Annotated in this window: 13 protein-coding genes and 2 tRNA genes; 4 read left to right on the forward strand and 11 right to left on the reverse strand. The window is 64.1% G+C overall.

Annotated features, from left to right (window positions below; translation table 11 throughout):
• Nucleotides 1-352 precede the first annotated feature (352 nt).
• Entirely contained in the window at nt 353-583 is a 231-nt protein-coding gene (locus L0D16_RS08290) for a hypothetical protein (protein ID WP_243026836.1), read from the reverse strand.
• 22 nt (nt 584-605) lie between these two features.
• Here L0D16_RS08290 and recO point away from each other — a divergent pair, with 22 nt between their 5' ends.
• On the forward strand, nt 606-1,277 hold the full coding sequence (recO, locus tag L0D16_RS08295; RefSeq protein ID WP_243031307.1) for a DNA repair protein RecO: 672 nt from the start codon (nt 606-608) through the stop codon (nt 1,275-1,277).
• Here recO and greA read toward each other — a convergent pair.
• Genes greA through L0D16_RS08310 form a run of 3 tightly spaced genes read right to left on the reverse strand, consistent with a single transcriptional unit; the run spans nt 1,272 to nt 4,464 of the window.
• Nucleotides 1,272-1,742, reverse strand: a complete 471-nt coding sequence (gene greA, locus L0D16_RS08300; protein WP_243026834.1) for a transcription elongation factor GreA — start codon at nt 1,740-1,742, stop codon at nt 1,272-1,274. The two genes, recO and greA, sit on opposite strands and share 6 nt — an antisense overlap.
• A gap of 56 nt (nt 1,743-1,798) precedes the next feature.
• On the reverse strand, nt 1,799-2,617 hold the full coding sequence (locus tag L0D16_RS08305) for an aminotransferase class IV (RefSeq protein ID WP_243031405.1): 819 nt from the start codon (nt 2,615-2,617) through the stop codon (nt 1,799-1,801).
• Nucleotides 2,614-4,464, reverse strand: a complete 1,851-nt coding sequence (locus tag L0D16_RS08310) for a chorismate-binding protein (RefSeq protein ID WP_243031309.1) — start codon at nt 4,462-4,464, stop codon at nt 2,614-2,616. The genes L0D16_RS08305 and L0D16_RS08310 overlap by 4 nt, the downstream gene beginning before the upstream one ends.
• Before the next feature lie 447 nt (nt 4,465-4,911).
• On the opposite strand from L0D16_RS08310, the gene L0D16_RS08315 reads away from it, so the two are divergent.
• Complete coding sequence (locus L0D16_RS08315) at nt 4,912-6,237, forward strand: WD40/YVTN/BNR-like repeat-containing protein (RefSeq protein WP_243031311.1); 1,326 nt, start codon at nt 4,912-4,914, stop codon at nt 6,235-6,237.
• On the opposite strand, the gene metH is transcribed toward L0D16_RS08315, so the two are convergent.
• Nucleotides 6,224-9,772 (reverse strand): methionine synthase, encoded by a 3,549-nt coding sequence (gene metH, locus L0D16_RS08320; RefSeq protein WP_243031313.1) that lies wholly within the window; start codon nt 9,770-9,772, stop codon nt 6,224-6,226. The two genes, L0D16_RS08315 and metH, sit on opposite strands and share 14 nt — an antisense overlap.
• A 42-nt stretch (nt 9,773-9,814) precedes the next feature.
• On the opposite strand from metH, the gene L0D16_RS08325 reads away from it, so the two are divergent.
• Nucleotides 9,815-11,338, forward strand: coding sequence for a nicotinate phosphoribosyltransferase (locus L0D16_RS08325; protein ID WP_243031316.1), 1,524 nt, complete (start codon nt 9,815-9,817; stop codon nt 11,336-11,338).
• Here the strand turns inward: L0D16_RS08325 and clpX are convergent.
• From clpX to L0D16_RS08355, 6 genes are all read right to left on the reverse strand, one after another.
• On the reverse strand, nt 11,335-12,528 hold the full coding sequence (gene clpX, locus L0D16_RS08330) for an ATP-dependent Clp protease ATP-binding subunit ClpX (RefSeq protein WP_243031318.1): 1,194 nt from the start codon (nt 12,526-12,528) through the stop codon (nt 11,335-11,337). The genes L0D16_RS08325 and clpX overlap by 4 nt on opposite strands.
• A complete protein-coding gene (gene clpP / locus L0D16_RS08335) occupies nt 12,515-13,099 on the reverse strand; it encodes an ATP-dependent Clp endopeptidase proteolytic subunit ClpP (RefSeq protein WP_243031331.1) in 585 nt (194 codons plus the stop codon). The genes clpX and clpP overlap by 14 nt, the downstream gene beginning before the upstream one ends.
• Before the next feature lie 61 nt (nt 13,100-13,160).
• Nucleotides 13,161-14,375, reverse strand: a complete 1,215-nt coding sequence (gene tig, locus L0D16_RS08340; protein WP_243031338.1) for a trigger factor — start codon at nt 14,373-14,375, stop codon at nt 13,161-13,163.
• A gap of 34 nt (nt 14,376-14,409) precedes the next feature.
• A tRNA-Leu gene (locus L0D16_RS08345) sits at nt 14,410-14,494 on the reverse strand.
• Nucleotides 14,495-14,547: 53 nt separating this feature from the next.
• Nucleotides 14,548-14,624 (reverse strand) — tRNA-His (locus L0D16_RS08350).
• Nucleotides 14,625-14,652: 28 nt separating this feature from the next.
• A complete protein-coding gene (locus L0D16_RS08355) occupies nt 14,653-14,937 on the reverse strand; it encodes a rhodanese-like domain-containing protein (RefSeq protein WP_243031346.1) in 285 nt (94 codons plus the stop codon).
• A gap of 143 nt (nt 14,938-15,080) precedes the next feature.
• Between L0D16_RS08355 and carB the strand changes: the two genes are divergently transcribed.
• Nucleotides 15,081-18,188: a carbamoyl-phosphate synthase large subunit gene (gene carB, locus L0D16_RS08360; RefSeq protein WP_243031353.1), complete on the forward strand. Its 3,108-nt coding sequence runs from the start codon at nt 15,081-15,083 to the stop codon at nt 18,186-18,188.
• Nucleotides 18,189-18,193: the final 5 nt, after the last annotated feature.

Below are 18,193 nucleotides of genomic sequence, written 5' to 3' on the forward strand. Positions count from 1 at the left end.
CCCACTGTGGGGGGTCCATGTATCCCCGGACTGAAGGTCCGGGGCATTATGGCTCCCCCACGCCCCCCTTTTCTGTAAACCACCGCTATCGGGGTTTCCTTCTTGAAGTCCTTGTAGGTTACTCGCTCGTTAGCTCGAGCCCCCATCAGGGAACCCGCCCCCAAAAGAGCCCCCAACCTCAACAGAAGCCTGCGATCCATACTCCCTCCTTCCTACTTTAGGGGGAAAGCGTACACCCTTGATCGGCCCTAGGTCAAGGGTATAGAACGCATTATGGATAAACCCGGCCTCCCGGTCTAAGACCGGGCACTTATTGGGGCGTACCCTGGAGGCTATCTTTGTTACCGCCTCCTCATGCGCTACGCTTTTGCAAAAGGTAAACGACCCCGTAACCAATGGCCGCCAGTATCAGCAAAGGGATGGCGAACTTAAGTAACTCCCAGATTAAGCCGGAAAGCGCTAGGAGCACCCGACCCAAGAAGGTGAAGACCCATCCCCCCACCCAAAGGGCAAGGAGAACCCCCACCACCACCAAAAGGCCCAAAACTACCCATTCCAGGATGTCGCGCAGGGTCCGTTCCATGGCTTAAGCATACACTGGAAATGTGGAGGGATACCACCTGGAGGAAGGCATCGTGGTGGGGCGTAAAGCCTTACCCCAAGGGGACCTGCTCCTGCGGTTCCTGACCCCAGGGGGAAGCCTCGAGGCCATGGTGCGCAAAGGCCTCCGCCCCACGGGGCGTTCGGGAAGGCTTTCCCTCTTTCACCATGTGCGCTTCCAGCTTTACCGCAAGGGCGAGGGCCTGCCCACCCTCACCCAAGCCGAGCTAATGGGCCGGCTCCATGGTCTGGAGGAGCCTAGGCGCTTCCTTCTGGCCTCCTTTCTGGCGGAACTCGCCTACCGCCTGGCCTCCCCCGAGGCCGCGCCCAGGATCTACCCTGTCTTCATCTCGGGCCTACGGGGCATCGCCAAACACCCCCGGCCCCTGCTACCCCTGGTATGGGCAGGCTGGCGGGTGGTGAAGGCGGGGGGCCTGGGTCCCAACCTTTTGGGGCCGGGTTTATACCTGAAGACGGGCCGCCTGCAGGATGAGGGCATCTACCTGGGGGAAAGGGGCGTGGAAGCCCTCAGGGCCATCCTCCACCTCCCGGGTAGCGAGGCCCTGCCCTATCTGGAGGAGGCTCCCTTGGAAAGGCTACTGCTGGCCCTCAAACACCATGCGGAAGAGGCCCTGGGCCCTCTGAAGGCCACGCCCGCGCTCACCGCGGAACTATAGGGGCTTGATCTCCAGGATGGTGTAGACCTGGGCTCCCTTCTTACCCCTTATCTCCACCACGTCCCCCACCTTCTTGCCCAAAAGGGCCTGGCCCAAGGGGGACTCGTCGGAGATCTTGCCGCTGAAAATGTCCGCCTCGTGGCTCCCTACAATGGCCAAAGAGAGCCTCTCCCCGGATTCGGTTTCCAGCTCCACCTGGCAGCCCAAGGCCACCTGCTCATAGGAGCCATTCCCCTCCACCACCACCGCCCGGGCCAAGAGATCCTCCAGCTGGGCAATCCGGGCCTCATTCTGCCACATGGCCCGGCGGGCCTCATCGTAGCCGGCGTTCTCCCTTAAATCCCCTTCCTCCAAAGCCTGCTCAAAATCGGCGGAAATCTCCTGCCGCTTGGTGGTCTTTAAGTGGTTGAGTTCCTCCTGAAGGCGCCTATAGCCTTCTGGGGTCAGGTAGACCGGCTTCTTCATCCCTTCCCTCCGCGTAAAAAGGGGCACCAGCCCATGGGGATGGGCTGGAGGTACCGCTATTTAGTATAGCAGGCGGGAAGGAAGCGTTCCACCAAGGGGGCCAAAGCCTCCGGAAGCGGCCCCACGGGCAAAAGCCCCACCCCGCTTCCCGCTAGGAGCAAGTTTCCCCTTGCCCCTTCCCGCTCCCCTCCCCGACGGCGCAGGGCCAGTTGCGGCGGAAGAGGTGGCGGTTCGGCCAAGGGAAGTTCCCAGGGGTAAAGGCGGGCCCTTTCCACCCTGAGGCCCAGTTCCCAAGCCGCCTCAGCCACCTTTATCCGGGTGATCCCCTCGAGGCCCCCCTCCAGGAGCAAGAGCACCCCATCCCGGTAAAGGAGGGGGCTGGTGCGGCTTCCGTCCACCACATGGCCCTCGCCATCCTGCAAAAGCCCCTCAAAAGCCCCCTGCCCCTCCGCCTCCTTCCAGGCCAGACGGTAGGGCAGGTAGTTGCCCGTCTTAAAGCGGTACAGGTCCGGATGCACCCGGTAGGGCGTCAGGACAACCCGCACCCCTTCCTCATAGGCCGCCAAGGGAAGGGGCGTATAGGGCCGGGCCTCGGTAAGCCAGACCCCCTCCCCCACGGTGAAGCGGAGGCGGAGGCAAGGAAGGTGGGAAAGCTCTTTCTTAAGGGCCTCGAGGTCCTTCAGGAACACCCCATCCCCCGGGTAAGGAAGCCCCAAGGCCGAAGCATGCCGCCTTAGGCGGTGGAGGTGTTCCCCAAGCCAAAGGGCCTCTCCCCTTTCCACCCGCAAGGTGGTGAAAACGCTTAGGCCATGGTACAAAAACCCTTCCGGAAGGGGCTCGCTGAAGGGCTGCCCTTTCAGGAGCACCCGCCTCAGGTCTCCTCCAGGAACCTTGCCAGAAGCTCCATCCCCCACGGGGACAGGATACTCTCCGGGTGGAACTGGACGCCATAGGCCCGCCTGCCGTCCCAGATGGCCATGGGCACCCCCTCCGCTGTCCAGGCCAGAAGGCGCACCTGGGAAGGAAGGTTTCTAAGGGCTAGGGAATGGTAGCGGGCAAAGGGAAGGGGATTGGGTAGGCCAGCAAAGAGCCCTTCCCCGCTATGGAACATGGGGTGGGCCTCCCCGTGGACCGGCCTTTCCCGGTAAAGCTCCGCCCCCAAGGCTACCCCCAAGGCCTGGTGCCCCAGGCATACCCCCAAGAAAGGCATCCCTTCCAGCAAGGCCTGTTGCGTCCAGGCCAAAACCCTTCCCGCCCTAAAGGGGTCCTTGGGCCCTGGCCCCACCACCAGGTGGGTAAAGCCTCGGAAACGGGGAGGCTCCTCCTGGTCCACCACCACCACCTCCGCTCCCAGGGCCCTCAGGTAATCCACCAGGTTGTAGCTGAAGGAATCGCGGTTTTCCAGGAAAAGCACCCGGGCCCTTACCTGGCGGGGAGGAGGGGGTGGGGCCCAGGAGTCCGCAGGTTTGGGGGGTCTCGGCCTGGCCCCCGGCTGGCCCCGGTCCAAGGCCAAGAGAAGGCTTTCCGCCTTGTGGAGGGTTTCCCGGTACTCCGCTTCGGCCTGCGAACCGATCACGATCCCCGCCCCAGCGGAGAAAAGCACCTCCTCCCCCACCCTTTGAAAGGAACGGATGAGGATGTTGAAATCCGCCCCCCGGCCCGAAACGTACCCCAGGCTCCCCGTGTAAGCCCCCCGGGGTACGGGCTCCAGGTCGCGGATGGCCTCCATCACCGTCCCCTTGGGGGCCCCGGTGATGGTGCCCCCCGGGAAGAGGCTGGCGAAGACCTGGCCCAAGGAAGCCCGGGCATAGCCTTCCACCTGGGAGACCAGGTGCATGACGTGGGCGTAGCGCTCCACGGTGAAAAGTTCCCGCACCCTCACGGTGCCCGGCAAGGCCACCTTGGCCAGGTCGTTGCGCAGGAGATCCACCAGCATGGCATGCTCCGCCCGCTCCTTGGGGGAGGCCAGGAGCGCCTGCTCCAAGGCCAGGTCCTCCTCCTCCGTTCGCCCCCGGGGACGGGTGCCGGCAATGGGCCGGGTACGTATCCGGCTTCCCACCTTCTGGAAAAGCCGCTCCGGGCTACCCGAGACCACCGCCCAACCCTCCCCCTCCACAAGCCCCATGAAGGGGGAAGGGTTCAAGGAACGAAGACGGGCATAGAGGAGAAGGGGGTCCACGCTGCCCAGTAGCCGGAAGCGGTGGGAGAGGTTCACCTGGTAGACCACCCCGGCCCGGATCCTCTCCTGGACGGCAGAAACCCCATCCAGGAAGGCCTCCTTGGGGAAGTCGGACACCAGGGGGTGAGGGGGCAAAGGAGGGGGGTTGTAGGAAAGGGGCTTCAAGGGGAAGGAGGGGATACCTACCAGCCTCCCCCCCAGAAGGGCGAATCCCTCGGGGTAGTAGGAGAATGCGGCCTCGGGAAGTCCAGAAAGGGGCTTGTGGGTGGCCAGGCCTAGGTGCCGGGCAAACTCGTAGGCAAAGAACCCCATCCAGGCAGGGAAATACCCCCTCCCCAGGCCCTTCTCCAGGTAGGCGAAGATGTCCAGGGCCTCGCCCACCCGCTTTCCGTCCAGGTAAAGCCGGCCCTCCCACACCTCGAGGTGGTGCTTAGGCCGCACCCCCAGGAGAGAAAGTTGGGAGAAAGGGGTCCTGACCCCTAAGGATTCCAGGAGAAAGGGCTTTAGCCCCAAGGTACGGGCAGCGTGGTAAAGCCCCAACACGGGGCCAAGTATACGGGTCCCACCGCAAACCGTTAAGCGCCTTGCCCATCCGCCACCTATCCCTTATCTTTTCCAACAAGGGGGTTAAAGGTGGACCGGTACTGCCCCGAACCCCGGGTCAGGATGGAAAAGGACCTGCCCCCTTGGAAGGTCCATTCCACCCCCCTGTTGGGGGTTTGCTGGATCGGGAACCGGTTTCTTGCCGTAGGGTGGCACGGCTTGGTTTTGGAAAGCCAAGACGGGTCCCACTGGGATTCGGTGAGCATCCCGACCCCCCTACCCCTCACAAGCTGCACCCACGGGAAAAACCTTTTGGTGGTGGTAGGCGCCCGGCAAAGCATTTGGGTTTCCAAAGGGGACGGGACCTTTCAGGAAGTACATGGGGGCCGCGACCAACGGGGCCTTTGGCAGGTTGTCCACGGGCATGGGCGCTACTTGGCGGTAGGCATGGAGGGACTGGCCTTAACCTCCCAAGACGGCTACAAGTGGCACCTCCTGAACCTCGGTGTAGAGGCCAACCTCTGGGGAGCTGCTTTCGGCCAAGGACGGTTTGTGGTGGTGGGCGACCGGGTGATCCTGGTTTCCCGCGACGGCATACGCTTTGAAAAGCACCCCGCCCCCGGGATTCTCAACGCCGTAACCTATGCTGAAGGCCTTTGGGTAGCGGTGGGCTGGGGCGGATTGATCCTCACCTCCCAGGACGGACAGACTTGGAAGGAACAAGCCTCCTGGACCTGGAAAGGACTCTTCGGGGTCACCTATGGCCGGGGAACCTGGGTGGTGGTGGGAGAACAAGGCACAGTCTTGGCCTCCAAGGATGGTCAGGCGTGGCAACGGGGCCAGCTGGAGGGAAAGCCCTTCCTTACCGATGTTGCTTGGAACGGCACCCACTTTGTGGCCACGGGCTGGGGGTCCTCCCTCTACACCTCCCTGGACGGTTTCCTTTGGTACCCGGTCCACCCGGGCACGGGCCAAAACCTTTTTGACCTTACCTATGGTCAAGGCGGGTTCGTGGCCGTGGGGCACGAGGGTTCCCAAGGTGTTCTCCTCTTCTCTCCCAATGGCTTGTGTTGGCACCTGGCCGCCCGGATGCCGGGCTGGGCCATGGGAGTGACCTGGGGCAAGGGCCGGTTCGTAGCCGTGGGTGAAAGGGGACTTGTAGCACTTTCCACCGACGGAAAGCGTTGGCAACGGATCCCACACCTCCCACCGAAGTGGCTCTATGGGGTGGCCTTTGGCCACAATCGGTTCGTGGCCGTGGGCGAAGTCCTTCTCCTGTCGGAAGACGGCCTATCCTGGCAAAGCTTTCCCCTACCCGAGAATCACTCCCTCCTGGGAGTGACCTTCGGCAATGGGGTGTTTTTGGCGGCGGGAGAAAGGGGCAGACTCTTCGCCTCCTCCGACGGCCTAAGTTGGCAAACCGTTTTGGTAGGGAGCACCCCCTGGTTCAAAGGCCTGGCCTATGGCAACGGGCGATTTGTGGCCACGGGGTATGGAACGGTATTGGTAGCCCAAAGAGGTTGGGACTGGGAGGAGGTTCACGCGCAGCACCTTCCCAAGTACCTCCCCAGCGTAGCCTATGCCGAAGGCCGATTTGCTCTGGTAGGCCATCCCCGTCCTGGAAACGGCGTGGTCGCCTTTTCGGAGGACGGCCACGCCTGGGACGACCTCCACCCTCTCCACACGGAACCGGAAGCCATTGCCTTTGGCGAGGGGCGATGGGTGGTTGCCGGGGTGTGCGGCACCCTCTTGAGCGGGCCTAGTCCACGTTAAAGTACCGCGCCTCGGGGTGGTGCACCACGATGGCGCTGGTGCTATGCTCCGGGTCCAGCTGGAAGTTCTCCGTGAGGCGAACGCCTATCCGGGCAAAGACCATGAGCCGGTCCAGCTTGGCTTGGTCGGCTAGATCAGGGCAGGCGGGGTAGCCGAAGGAGTACCGGGCCCCTTGGTAGCCCTGTTGGAAGAGTTTTCTGATCTCCGTGGCGTCCTTAGCGGCAATCCCCCACATCTGCCGCATCCTTTTGTGCCAGTACTCCGCCAGGGCCTCCGTCATCTCCACGCTGAAGCCATGTACGAAGAGGTAATCCTGGTAGGCCCCGGCCTCAAACAAGGCCCGGGCCTTCCGGGAAGGCTCCTCCCCCATGGTGACCAGCTGGACCCCCAGGACATCCCTGGCCCCGGCCCTGAAGGCGGGAAGCCATTCCTCCTCGTCCGCCAAGGGAGGGGCAAAGCGCGCTCGGAAATAGTCCACGAGGCTTAGGCCCCCGCCCTTCTGCCGAGGGAAGGCAAAGCGTTCCCAAACCTCCCCGGTATCCGGGGAGAACACTAAAAGCTCCTCCCCTTCCCGGGCTACGGGAAAGAAGCCATAGAGAACCTTGGGCCTGAGCCAGCCCTCCTCCATGGCTTCCTTGAGAAGCCTTCGGAACACGGGTTCGGCCTCCCTTTCCACCAGGGCCTGCCATTCCTCCCGGGAAAGCCCTTTGCGGCTGTAGCCCCACTGGCCCCGGTACAGGGCCAGCTTGTTCACATAGTGGGCGAGGGTGGCCAGGTCCAGGTTCTCCTCCACCCGCACCCCGAAGAAAGGAGGCCGGGGAACGAAGGGAGCCTCCCCCACCGGCTTGGCCCTGGGCACCACCTGGGGTACCTCCACCCGGGGCTTGCTGGCCGCCCTTGCCACCGGGGTGGCCTCCCCGCTGGTGAGGGCCTCCATGAGCCTAAGGCCCTCAAAGGCATCCTCAGCGTAATGGACGTTGGGATAGATAGCCTTGAGCTCCTCCACGTAGGCGCGGGTAAGGGCCGCCCCCCCTAGGATCACCGGCAGGGTATAGCCCCTATCCCGCATGTACTCCAGGTTTTCCTTCATGACCAGGGTGCTCTTCACCAAAAGCCCCGACATCCCCACCGCATGGGGCTTGTGCTCCTCCACCGCCTTCAGGATCTCCTCAATGGGCACTTTGATGCCGAGGTTCACCACCTGGTAGCCGTTGTTGGTGAGGATGATGTCCACCAGGTTCTTGCCGATGTCGTGGACATCCCCCTTCACCGTGGCCAGGACCATCTTCCCCCGGCCTTCCCCCTGCCGTTCCATGTGGGGCTCGAGGTGGGCCACCGCCCGCTTCATCACCTCCGCGGCCTGGAGGACGAAGGGAAGCTGCATCTTCCCCGCCCCAAAGAGCTCCCCCACCTCCTTCATCCCCTCCAAAAGGGGCCCGTTGATCAGGTCCAGGGGTTTATGGCCTTCCCGTAAGGCCTCGTCCAGATCCGCCTCGAGGCCCCCCTTCCTCCCCTCCACCACCCGGCGCTTTAGCCTCTGCAAAAGGGGAAGGGCCTGGAAAGCATCCTCCTTAAGGGCAGGGTCCTCCCGGTGGGTTTCAAAATAGGCCATAAACGCCATTAGCGGGTCGTACCCCTCCCTCCTCCGGTCACAGATGAGATCCAGGGCCAGCGCGTAGGCCTCCTCGGGGATCTGGCTGATGGGGAGGATCTTCCCCGCATCCACAATGGCGGCGGTAAGCCCCCTCTTCCGGGCCTCGTCCAGGAAAATGGAGTTCAGGACCCGCCGGGCCCGGGGCTTCAGGCCAAAGGAAACGTTGGATACCCCTAGGATGAAGCCCACCCCGGGAAGCCTCTCCCGTAGCTCCTCCATGGCCAGCAGGGTTTCCTTGGCCAAGGGGCGGCTCTCCTCGTCCCCTTGGGTGATGGGGAAGGTGAGGAGGTCAAAGAGCAGGTCCTCCGGGCGGAAACCGTGGTGCTCGGTGAGGCGCTCAAACATGCGCAAGGCCACCTGCACCTTCTCCTTCCGCGTTTTGGCCATGCCCCTTTCGTCAATGGTGAGGACCACCAAGGCCGCCCCGTGGGCCTTGGCCAGAGAAGCCACCTGGTCAAACTTCAAGAGGCCGTCCTCGAGGTTGGCGGAGTTGAGAAGGACCCGGCCCGGAAGGTGCTTCAGGGCAAACTCCATGGCCTCGGGGGAAGTGGAATCCACCATGAAGGGCACAGTGACCGCCGTGGCCAGGTGGGGAAGGAGCCAGGCCAGGTCCCTAAACTCATCCCTTCCCGTCCAGGCCACGGAGAGGTCCAGGGCGTGGGCCCCCTCCTCCACCTGCTCTCGTGCCAGGGCCAGGATCCCCTCCAGGTCCCGGGCAAAGAGCATCTCCCGAAACCGCTTGCTCCCGGTGGCGTTCAGGCGCTCCCCCACCAGGAAGACGCTGGCCTCCTGGCGCAGGGGAACCGCCTGATACAGGGAGGCCACCTGGGGTGGGAAGGCTTCAGGACGCTTGGGGGCCGGCTTCCCCTTAATGGCCTCCGCCACCTGGCGGATGTGCTCCGGCCCCGTGCCGCAACACCCCCCCACGGCATTCACCCCGTACTCGGTCACGAACTTGAGGTGCCACTTGGCCAACTCCTCCGGGGTGAGGTCATAGACCACCCTTCCCCCTTCGTTCCGGGGCAGGCCCGCATTGGGCAAGCAGCTCACGAAGCGGGTAGCGTTCTCGGCAAAGTAGCGGATCTTGGCGTCCATGAGGTCGGGGCCCGTGGCGCAGTTCATGCCTACCACGTCAATGGGCAGGCTCTCCAGGGCTGCCAAGGCCGCTTGCTCGTCCGTGCCCACCAGCATGGTACCCGTGGCCTCCATGGTCACCTGGACCTGCAAGGGCACCTCCCTGCCCACCTCGGCCATGGCCTCCCGGGCCGCAAGGACGGCACACCGCACCTGCAAGATGTCCTGGGCGGTTTCCAGAAGAATCAGGTCCACCCCGCCCCTTAGAAGCCCCCGTACCGCCTCCTTATAGGCGGCAAAAAGCTCATCCCAGGTGATCTGGCCCAGGGAGATAAGCTTGGTCCCTGGGCCTAGGGCCCCCGCCACGAAGGCCCCGTAGGGCTCGGCCACCTCTTTGGCGATGCGCGCCCCCAGGTAGGCCAGCTCCTCCGCCTCCCCCTCGAGTCCATACTCCGCCAGCACATGGCGCAGGGCGCCAAAGGTATTGGTCTCAATCACCTCGGCCCCGGCCTCCAGGTAGGCCCGGTGGATCTCCTGGATGACCTCGGGCCGGGTACGGTTTAAGACCTCCGGGCAACCAAAGTAGGCCTCCCCCCCGTAATCCTCAGGGGTGAGGTCCCTCTTTTGCAACTCGGTGCCCATGGCCCCGTCAAAGACCAGGGGTCTTTCCGAGAGAGCTTTAAGGTAGGGGAACTTCTGCGCCCGGACTTCCTTGTTGTAACCCAGCCGCACCAAAGGGGCATCCCCAAAACCCGCCCCCCCCAGGTGGTGGCGGCAGCCGGGACTGCAGGTGTGGACCTCCACCATATCCCGCTAGTTTAGCCAAAGAAAGCAAGCTATGCTAGGCCCATGGACCCCTTCGGCATCCTCTACACCGACCTCTACCAGCTCACCATGGGCCAGGTCTACTTCCGGCTTGGCCTGCACGAAAGGGAAGCCCTCTTTGAAGCCTTCTATCGCAAGAACCCCGACTACGGGGCCCATCAGGCGGGTTACACCGTCTTCGCCGGTCTGGATCCCCTCTTGAGTTGGATGGAAGCCGCCCAGTTTGGCGCAGAGGAGCTGGCCGCCCTCCGCACCTTAAAGGGCCGTAGCGGCAAGCCCCTCTTCGCCGAGGATTACCTGGAATATCTAAGGGGGATAGGAGGCTTTCCGGGGCTTACCCTAAGGGCCCTTCCCGAAGGCCGGGTGGCCCATCCCCAGGTGCCCCTCATCAGCGTAGAAGGCCCTCTCCTCCAGGCCCAGCTCCTGGAAACCGCCCTTTTGAACCGCATCAACTACGAAACCCTCATCGCCACCAAGGCTAGCCGAGTGCGGGAAGCCGCAGGGGAGGCGCCGGTGCTGGAGTTCGGCCTCCGCCGCGCCCCCGCCAAAGGGGGAGAGGCCGCCACCCGGGCCAGCCTCATCGGCGGGGCCAACCGCAGTAGCGCCGTGAGCCTCTCCCACCTCCTGGGCCTCCCCTCCTCCGGCACCCATGCCCACAGCATGGTCCAGGCCTTTTTGGCGTTGGGCCACTCCGAGGAGGAGGCCTTCCAGGCCTTTGCCGAGGTCTTCCCCGACGACACCATCCTGCTTCTGGACACGGTGGACACCCTCCACTCAGGCCTGCCCCACGCCATCCGGGTATTTGAAAGGCTAAGGCGCAAAGGGCACCGGCCCGTGGGGGTACGCATTGACTCCGGGGACCTGGCCTACCTGGCCATCCAGGTGGCCAAGGAGTTGGACCAGGCGGGCTTCCCGGAGACCCTCATCGTGCTCTCCGGGGACCTGGACGAGCTGGTCATTTGGCAGATCAAAAGCCAGATCCAGGAGGAGGCCCCCCGGTACGGGGTGGACCCGGACCGCCTCCTCAAGCGTTTGGTCTACGGGGTAGGGACCCGCATGGTGGTTTCCTGGGGCTACCCGGCCCTAGGAGGGGTCTACAAGCTGGTGGCCATCCGGGAAAACGGCACCTGGGCCCCGGCCATGAAGATCTCGGACTCCCTGGAAAAGCTGCTCAATCCCGGGCACAAGAGGGTCTTTCGGGTCTACGACCACCGGGGCCTGGCCACCGCCGACCTTTTGGCCACCTTTGACGAGGAGGTCCGGGAGGACAGGCCCCTACTCCTCCGCCACCCCACTGACCCCACCAAGCGCCGTATCCTGCAACCGGGAAGCTTCACCCTCGAGCCCCTCCTGGAAGAAGCCTACCGGGGAAGGCGCCTCTTTCCCCCCTTGCCCCTGGAAGTGCTACAAGAAAGGCGGCGCAAGGATGTGGAACGCCTGGACCCCGGGGTGCGCCGCCTGGTAAACCCCCACATCTACCACGTATCCCTTAGCGAAAGGCTTTTCGCCCTGAAGGAGGAACTGGTGGCCCGGCTGGGCCAGGCTTAGGAGGCCTGGCGAAGCCTGGCCTCCTCCAGGGCCTTCAGGGGCTGGTCCAGGTGGGGAAGGTCAATGACCAGCTCCTTTACCCCGCTTCCCGGGGCCTCAAACATCAGGTCCACCATGGTCTTCTCCAGGATGGCCCTTAGGCCCCGGGCCCCCGTGCCCCGCTTCAGGGCCCTGCGGGCGATCTCCTTTAAGGCCGCCTGGGTAAAGCGGAGCTCAATCCCCTCCATGCGCAAAAGCTCCTGGTACTGCTTCACCAGGGCGTTTTTGGGCTCGGTAAGGATACGCACCAGGTCATCCTCCGTAAGGGGGTGGAGCTGGACGATGAGGGGGGCCCGGCCCACAAACTCCGGGATCATGCCGAACTTCACCAGGTCCTCGGGGATGACCTCCAGGGGCTCGTCCTTGGACTTGGTACGGGTAAAGCCGATGGTGGTGCGCTCGGTTCGGGCCTTCACGATGGCCTCGAGGCCCTCAAAGGCCCCGCCCAGGATGAAGAGGATGTTCTTGGTGTTCACGGGGATGAACTCCTGGTGCGGGTGCTTGCGCCCCCCTTGGGGCGGCACGTTGGCGATGGTGCCCTCAATGATCTTCAAGAGGGCCTGCTGCACCCCTTCCCCGGAAACATCCCGGGTTAAGGAGGGGTTTTCCGACTTGCGGGCGATCTTGTCAATCTCGTCAATGTAGACGATGCCCATCTCCGCCCGCTCCACGTCAAAGTCGGCGTTTTGCAGGAGGCGAAGAATAACGTTCTCCACGTCCTCCCCCACGTACCCCGCCTCGGTTAAGGTGGTGGCGTCGGCGATGGCGAAGGGCACGTCCAAAAACCGGGCCAGGGTTTCCGCAAGAAGGGTCTTGCCCGTGCCCGTGGGACCGATGAGGAGGATGTTGGCCTTGCCGATCTCCGCCTCCGGATGGAGGAGGCGCTTGTAGTGGTTGTAGACGGCCACGCTCAAGGCCCTCTTGGCCGCCTCTTGCCCCACCACGTACTGGTCCAAATGGGCCTTGATCTCCCGGGGTCTGGGCAGGCGGCTGGGCCCCTTGGGAGCCGGCTTTTCCCTGGAAAAAACCTCCCGGGCCCGCTCCACGCATTCCTCGCAGATGTAGACCTCGGCAACAGGGCTCTCCAGAAGCCGCCCCGTCTCCGGCGGGCGCAGGCCGCAGAAGCTACAGAAGGGCCTAGGCTTCCTCACGGCTCACCACCTGGTCAATGAGGCCGTACTCCATGGCCTCCTGGGCTGAAAGGTAATAGTCCCGGTCGGTGTCCTTTTCCACCTTTTCCAGGGACTGGCCAGTGTGCTTGGCCAGGATCTCGTTCAAAAGCTTCTTGGCCTTCAGGATCTCCTGGGCCTGGATGGCGATATCGCTGGCTGTGCCCCGCACCCCGCCCCAAGGCTGGTGGATCATCACCTTGGAGTGGGGCAGGGCGTAACGCCGACCCTTTTCCCCAGCGGCCAAGATCACCGCGGCCATGCTGGCCGCCATGCCGATCACGATGGTGGAAACCGGGGCCCTGACGAACTGCATGGTGTCGTAGATGGCCAGGCCCGCATCCACCTCGCCCCCCGGGGAGTTGATGTAAAGGCGTATCTCCTGATTGGGGTTTTGCGCATCCAGGAAAAGAAGCTGGGCCACGATGGTGTTGGCCACCTGGGAGTCTATGGGGGTGCCCAGGAAGATGATGCGATCCTTGAGTAGCCGGGAGTAGATGTCGTAGACCCGCTCGCCGCGGGCGGTCTGCTCTATGACGTAGGGTATGACCATACCAGTCCCCATTGTAGCGGCAAACCCAGGGGGAAAACCCCCCTGGGCCACCAAGGCGCACCTAGACCAGCTTGGACAAGGCCTCCTTGACGGCCTTTTCTTGGATGTACGCCGCCCTCAGCCGGGCAAGACCCCTCTCCCCAAACTCCCGCTTCAGCTCCTGCACGGAGACGCCGTAGGACCGGGCCACCGCCTGGAGGTAGGTCTGCCATTCCTCCTCGCTCACCTCGGGCTTGAGCTCCTCAGCCAAGCGCTCCTTAGCCAAGGAGCGCCGCACCCGCTTCAAGGCCTCCTGCCTCAGCTCCTCCCGGAACTTTGGCAACTCCCCTTTGTCTTCCAGGGCCTTAAGGTAGGCCTCGAGGCCAATCCCTTGCCGGGCCAGGTCCTCCGCCAGGTGCTCTAGGAGATGGCGCTCCTCCGCCTCCAGCATGGAGGGAGGGATCTCCACCTCCAACCCCTCGGCCAGTTGCTCCAAGAAGGCGCGTTCGCGGGCCTCCTGGTACTGGGCTTCCGCCTGCCGTTTCAGGCTTTCGCGCACCTTCTGCCTTAGGTCCTCCAGGCTTTCCGCCTCCAGGGTCTTGGCGAACTCCTCATCCAGCTCGGGAAGCTCCAGGGTCTTCACCTCCAGAATCTCGGTGCGCACCTCCCGCACCTTCTCCCCTTGCTGGTTCAAGACGGGGACCATGACCACCTCCCCCGCACGCCTGCCCAAAAGGGCCTCCCGCACATGGGGAAGGGCCTTGGAAAGGTCAATGGGGAACTCCGCCCCCTCCTCGGTGCGCACGAAAACGTGGTCCTTCTCCTGGGCCTCCCGATCCACGGGCACAAGCTCAGCGTAGCGCTGGCGGAGCTCCTCGAGGGCCTTCTCCACCATCTCCTCCGTGACCTCTTCCGGTGCCACCTTAAGGTCAAAGCTCCGCCAGTCGGGAAGCTTGACCTCGGGGTAGTTCTCCACCTCCGCCACGTAGCGGAAACCCTCCCCCTCCTTGAGCTCCTCCTCCACCACCCTGGCCGCCACGGGCAAAAGCCCAAGCTCCTGCACCGCCAAGGGATAGGTTTCCTCCACCAGGCGCTCCTTGAGGTCGGAAAGAAGCTCCTCCCGCCCGATCCGGGCTTCCACCACCTTCAAGGGGGCCTTGCCCGGGCGGAAGCCCGGGATGCGCACCCGCTTAGCCACGTCCCTGAGGAGGGCCTGGTAGCGCTCTTGTACCTTCTCCGCAGGCACCTCCACCCGCACCTTTACCCGATAGCCGGAACGCTCCAGGATCTCCGCCACGCCTCACCTCACTGAACTAGGGGCCTCGCCCGCGTGGTGCGAGGAGCGGGACTTGAACCCGCACGGGTTGCCCCACCGGATCCTAAGTCCGGCGCGTCTACCGGTTCCGCCATCCTCGCGTGGGAGGACGAGGCCCCCCTTCAAAATACCACCCCTTTCGGGGTGGAGGTATTGGGGTGAGCGATGGGACTTGAACCCACGACCCCCGGATCCACAGTCCGGTGCTCTGACCAGCTGAGCTACGCTCACCACGCTCAGCATCCGCCATTCTAAGGGCCTAACCCCCCACCGTCAAGGCCTGTAGCCCCCCCTCCAGACTCATGGCCTCATACCCTTCCGCCTCCAGGTAAAGGGCCGCCACCTGGCTGATAAGCCCCTTCTCGCACACCAGGAGGAGGGGAACCCGGGGCAGATGGTGTTCCCCTGCTTGGATCTTCTCCAAGGGAATCCACTCCGCCGCAAAGGGCAAGGGGGTGTGGCGCTTGTCCGCGGGGCGGACATCCACCACCTTCACCCCCTGGTGCAAAAGGGCCGGCAGCTCCTCGGGTTTGACCCTACGCATACCCCTGATTGTACCAGGAGAAGGCGGGGCCTCGAGGACCATGCGCAAAGTTATGCAATATGCCCGGGATGTTCTGCATAAGAAGTGGGGTCCTCCTTGGACAACCCGGGGCAAATATGTTATCCTCGCCCATTGGGTACGCGATGCCGCCGAGAAGAGACCTCAAGAAAATCCTCATCATCGGTTCCGGGCCCATCACCATCGGCCAGGCTGCGGAGTTTGACTACTCGGGCACCCAGGCGGTGAAGGCCCTAAGGGGTGCGGGGTACGAGGCCATCCTGGTCAACTCCAACCCCGCCACCATCATGACCGACCCCGAGCTGGCCGAGCGCACCTACCTGGAACCCCTGACCCTGGAGTACCTGGAAAAGGTGATCGCCAAGGAACGCCCCGACGCCCTCCTGCCCACCTTGGGGGGCCAGACCGCCCTAAATCTGTCCATGGCCCTCCACGAGGAAGGCATCCTCGCCCGCTACGGGGTGGAGCTTATAGGGGCCAAGGCGGAGGCCATCAAGAAGGGAGAAGACCGGGAGGAGTTCCAGAAGGCCATGCGCAAGATCGGCCTCGAGGTGCCCCGGGGCCAGATGGTGAGTAGCCTGGAGGAGGGCCTGCACTTCGCCCGGGAGGTGGGCTACCCCGTGGTGGTCCGCCCCTCCTTCACCCTCGGGGGCACCGGGGGCGGCATCGCCCATAGCGAGGCGGAGCTAAAGGAAATCCTGGGCCGGGGCCTCCTCCTTTCCCCGGTGCACACCGCCTTGGTGGAGGAATCGGTCCTGGGCTGGAAGGAGTTTGAGCTGGAGGTGATGCGGGACCATGCGGACACCGTGGTCATCATCACCAGCATTGAAAACGTGGACCCCATGGGGGTGCACACGGGGGACTCCATCACCGTGGCCCCCGCCCAGACCCTTTCCGATGTGGAGTACCAAAGGATGCGGGACGCCGCCAAGGCGGTGATCCGGGAGATCGGGGTGGACACCGGGGGCTCCAACATCCAGTTCGCCGTGGACCCCAAGACGGGCCGCCAGGTGGTCATTGAGATGAACCCCCGGGTCTCCCGCTCCAGCGCCCTGGCCTCCAAGGCCACGGGCTTTCCCATCGCCAAGATCGCCGCCCTCTTGGCGGTGGGGTACCGCCTGGACGAGCTTCCCAACGACATCACCCGCAAGACCCCAGCCTCCTTTGAACCCACCATTGACTACGTGGTGGTCAAGATCCCCCGCTTCGCCTTTGAGAAGTTCGAGGACCTCCCCAACACCCTGGGAGGCCTTACGGACCAGCTGGGCACCCAGATGAAATCCGTGGGGGAGGTGATGGCCATCGGCCGCACCTTCAAGGAGGCCCTCATGAAGGCCCTGAGGGGCCTGGAGCGGGACGTGAAGGCCCTGGCCCAGGTGCGCACGGAAGATTTGGAGAAAAAGCTCTACCCAAACCCCGACCGCATCTATGCGGTCATAGAGCTCTTGCGGCGGGGGATGCCCCTCGAGGACCTCCACCAGGCCACCCGGATTGACCGGTGGTTCCTGCATCAAATCCAGGAGATCGTGGAGGCCGAGGCTTGGCTAAGGCATAACCCGCCTAAGGACCGGGAGGACTGGCGCTTCTACAAGGGTCTGGGCCTCACCGATGCCCGCATGGGGGAGATTCTGGGCAAAGGAGAAGGAGAGGTGCGCACCGAGCGCAAGGCCTTGGGGGTGGTCCCCGTCTACAAGACCGTGGACACCTGCGCTGCGGAGTTTGAGGCCTACACCCCCTACCACTACTCCACCTACGAGCTGGAGGACGAGGTCTGGACCACGCCCAAACCCAAGGTGGTGATCCTGGGCTCGGGGCCCATCCGCATCGGCCAAGGGGTGGAGTTTGACTACGCCACGGTGCATGCGGTCTGGGCCCTGCGGGAGGCGGGCTACGAAACCATCATGGTGAACTCCAACCCTGAGACGGTCTCCACCGACTACGACACCGCCGACCGCCTCTACTTTGAGCCCCTGACCCTCGAGGATGTCCTCAACCTGGTGGAGCACGAGAAGCCCCTGGGGGTCATCGCCACCCTGGGCGGCCAAACCCCCCTGAAGCTGGCCAAGGGCCTGGAGGAGGCTGGGGTACGGCTTCTCGGCACCCCCTTCGCCGCCATCCATAAGGCGGAGGACCGCCAGGAGTTTAACCGCCTTTGCCAAGAGCTTGGCATCCCCCAGCCCGAGGGCCGGGTGGCCGCCACCCCCGAGGAAGCCCTTCGCTTGGCCCAGGAGGTGGGCTTTCCCCTCCTGGCCCGGCCCAGCTACGTGCTGGGAGGCCGGGCCATGCGGGTGCTCCACGGCCGGGAAGAACTGGAGCGCTACCTGGAGGAGGTCTACGAACCCCTTCAGGACAAGCCCTCCATCCTCCTGGACCGGTACCTGGAAGGCGCCTTAGAGCTGGACGTGGACGCCCTTTGCGACGGGGAAGAGGTGATGATCGCCGGGGTGATGGAGCACGTGGAGCGGGCCGGGGTGCACTCGGGGGACTCGGCCACGGTGCTACCCCCGGTGCACCTCTCCCCTGCCGCCTTGGAAAAGGTAAAGGCCTACACCCGCCGCCTGGCCTTGGCCCTGGGGGTTAAGGGGCTTTTGAACGTCCAGTACGCGGTCCTCGGGGAGGAGGTGTACATCCTCGAGGCCAACCCCCGGGCTAGCCGCACCGTGCCCTCCGTTTCCAAGGCCATCGGGGTTCCCCTGGCCAAACTGGCCGCCCTCATCGCTGTAGGCAAAACCCTCAAGGATCTAGGGGTGCGGAACCTGGAACCCGTGCCCCCCTACTATGCGGTGAAGGAGGTGGTCATCCCCTGGCTCAAGTTCCCCGGGGTCATCCCGGTCCTGGGGCCCGAGATGCGCTCCACCGGGGAGAGCATGGGCCTGGACCAGGACCCCTACCTGGCCTACTACAAGGCCCAGCTGGGGGCGGGCCAAAGGCTCCCCCTCTCGGGACGGGTCCGCTTCTTGGAGGAAGGGCTTCCCGAAAAGGAGCGAGCCCGGCTAGAGGAGGTGCGCCGGGCCTACTTGGACGCCGGCTTCACCCTTTCCCACGAAGATTACGATCTGCTTATCGGCCCCATCCCTCATCCCGAGCTTCGGCGGGCCGTGGAAAAAGGCCTTCCCTTCATCACCACCCTGGAGGGCGCCTGGTGGAGCCTAAAGGCCATCCTGAGGGCCCGGGAGAAGGGCACCGCGGTCAAAAGCCTTCAGGAGTGGCACGGCATCCTGGAGAGAACCTAAGGCCA

Source organism: Thermus altitudinis (genome assembly GCF_022760835.1).
In the GTDB taxonomy this organism is placed as follows: Bacteria; Deinococcota; Deinococci; order Deinococcales; family Thermaceae; genus Thermus; species Thermus altitudinis.